Origin of the sequence: Duganella sp. CF517 (assembly GCF_900110275.1) — a bacterium.
Lineage (GTDB): Bacteria > Pseudomonadota > Gammaproteobacteria > Burkholderiales > Burkholderiaceae_D > Rugamonas.
Genome location: NZ_FODC01000024.1, coordinates 1 through 2,729 on the forward strand (window position 1 = coordinate 1; position 2,729 = coordinate 2,729).

The window sequence follows — 2,729 nt, forward strand, 5'->3', positions numbered from 1 at the left end:
CTCGGCCAGGCGCTGCCGGACTATATGGTGCCGTCGGCGATCATGGTGCTCGACGGCCTGCCGCTGAACTCCAACGGCAAGGTGGACCGCAAGGCGCTGCCGGAGCCCGAATATGAAAGCAGTGGCGAATACGAGGCGCCGCAAGGGGCAATGGAGGAAGCGCTGGCCGCCATCTGGGCCGGGGTGCTGGGCGTTCGGCGGGTAGGACGCCATGACAATTTCTTTGAACTGGGTGGCGATTCCATCCTCTGCCTCAAGGTGATTTCGCGTGCCCAGGCCAACGGTCTGGCGCTGACACCGCGACAATTCTTCCAGAACCAGACGCTGGCCGGCCTGGTGCAAACCAGCCTGGGACAGGGCGCGGCGACCGAGACGATTCCGGTGCTGCCCGAGGCGAATCGCGCGGGTCCGATGACCGCGTCCTATGCGCAGGTGCGTCAGTGGTTCCTGTGGAAGCTGGCGCCTGAAAGCACGGCTTACCATATCAGTGGCGCGTTGACGCTGGATGGCGCGCTGGATGTCGACGCCCTCAAGTCCGCGTTCGACGCGCTGGTGGCGCGCCATGAATCCTTGCGTACGCTGTTCCGTGCGGACGCCAACGGTCAGGTGAATCAACTGATTCAATCGGCCAGTGGGGCGCATCTCGAACTGATCGACCTGACCGGCATGGCGCCGGACGAATTGAAGGACCGGGTCGATGCCGAAACGGCGCGCGTGCACCAGACGCCGTTCGATCTCGAACGCGGACCGCTGCTGCGTGTGGGCCTGATCCGCGAGGCGGCCCAGCGGCACGTGCTTGTCGTGGTGATGCATCACATTGTCTCGGACGGCTGGTCGATGGGGATCATCATCGAGGAGTTCGTGGAGTTGTATCGCGCTCACGTCGACGGTGGCGTCGGCCAGCTGCCGGCGCTGCCGGTGCAGTATGCCGACTTCGCGGCATGGCAGCGCGACTGGCTGGAAGCAGGTGAAAAAGAGCGCCAGCTGGCCTATTGGAAGGAGCATCTGGGAGATGATCATCCAGTGCTCCAACTGCCAACCAGCCACCCGCGCAAAGTGGATGGAGTCTATCGGGCGGCGAAGCATGCCTTCGCATTGCCGCCGGAGCTGACCAGCGGTCTGAAACTGCGCGTGCAAGCGCAAGGCGCGACGCTGTTCATGGCGTTGCTGGCCGGTGTGCAGGTGCTGCTGTCCCGTTACACGGGACAGACGGATATTCGTGTCGGGGTGCCAAATGCCAATCGTCACAGGCTGGAGACAGAGGGATTGGTCGGATTCTTCGTCAACACGCAAGTGCTGCGTGGCCGTATCGAAGGGTGGAAAAACCTGTCGCAGGTATTGGTCGAGGCCCGGGAGGCGACGCTGGGCGCCCAAACCAATCAGGACCTGCCATTCGAGCAGTTGGTCGAGGCGCTGCAGCCCGAGCGCCAGTTGGGCGCCAATCCCTTGTTCCAGGTACTGCTGAACCACCAGCGACAGGCGACACAGGCCCTGGGACAAATGCCGGGACTCGTGCTTCAGGGGCACGCGCTGGGTGAGCAGGGGGCGCAGTTCGAGTTGACGATCGATACGATCGAAGGCGAGGACGGGCAGGTCCGCGTGACCTTCAGCTACGCGAAGGAACTGTTCGAAGCGGATGCCATCGAGCGCATGGCGCAGCACTACGTCACGGTATTGCGAGCGATGTCCGATCGACCTTCGCAGGCGGTCGAAACGGTGGGAATACTCGATCCGGCCGAGCGTGAAGAGCTTCATGTCTGGGGTGGGCGTAAGGCGCGCTACCCGGCGCAGGGAACGCTGCACCGGCTGATCGAGCGTCAGGCGCTGGCCAATCCGGAGGCCACGGCGCTGATTTACGGCGACGAGTCGCTGAGCTACGAAGAACTGAACCTGCGCGCCAACCGCTTGGCCCACCGCCTGATCGAGCTAGGTGTGGGACCCGACGTCAAGGTCGGCATTGCCGTCGAACGCTCTATCGGGATGATGGTCGGCCTGCTGGCGATCCTGAAGGCCGGCGGCGCCTACGTGCCGCTGGACCCTGAATATCCGGCCGACCGGCTGGCTTACATGATGCGGGACAGCGGCATCGAACTGTTGCTGACGCAAAGCGCGGTCAGGGACAGCCTGCCTGTCGCCGAAGGCCTGCGGGTGCTGGAACTGGACACGCTGGACCTGTCCGGCGAGTCGGAGCACGACCCGCAAGTGGCCGTTCACGCCGAGAACCTGGCCTATGTGATCTACACCTCCGGCTCCACCGGCCGGCCGAAGGGCGTGCAACTGAGCCACCGCAACGTCACGCGTCTGCTCCAGGGCACCGACGCGTGGTTCAAGTTCGGCGTCGATGACGTCTGGACGATGTTCCACTCGTATGCCTTCGATTTCTCGGTCTGGGAGATTTTCGGCGCGCTGTGCACCGGCGGCCAATTGGTCATCGTGCCGTTCTGGATCAGCCGCTCGCCGGAAGACTTCCTGCAACTCCTGCGCCGCCACAAGGTGACGGTGCTGAATCAGACCCCGTCGGCGTTCGGCCAGTTGATGCACGTCCCGGGCATCTACGACGAGCGCCTGGCGCTGCGCGCGGTCATCTTCGGCGGCGAGGCGCTCGATCCGCAGCGTTTGAAACCGTGGATGGCGCAGTGGGGCGACCGGCAGCCACAGTTGATCAACATGTACGGCATCACGGAAACGACGGTGCACGTCACCTACCGCCGGATCACCGAGGCGGACCT

The 2,729-nt window shown here is 64.1% G+C and carries 1 protein-coding gene; it reads left to right on the top strand.

What is annotated here, in order from left to right; translation table 11 throughout:
- Positions 1 to 2,729: condensation domain-containing protein (locus BMX85_RS29810; protein ID WP_143068119.1), on the top strand; the 2,729-nt coding region annotated here is incomplete at both ends.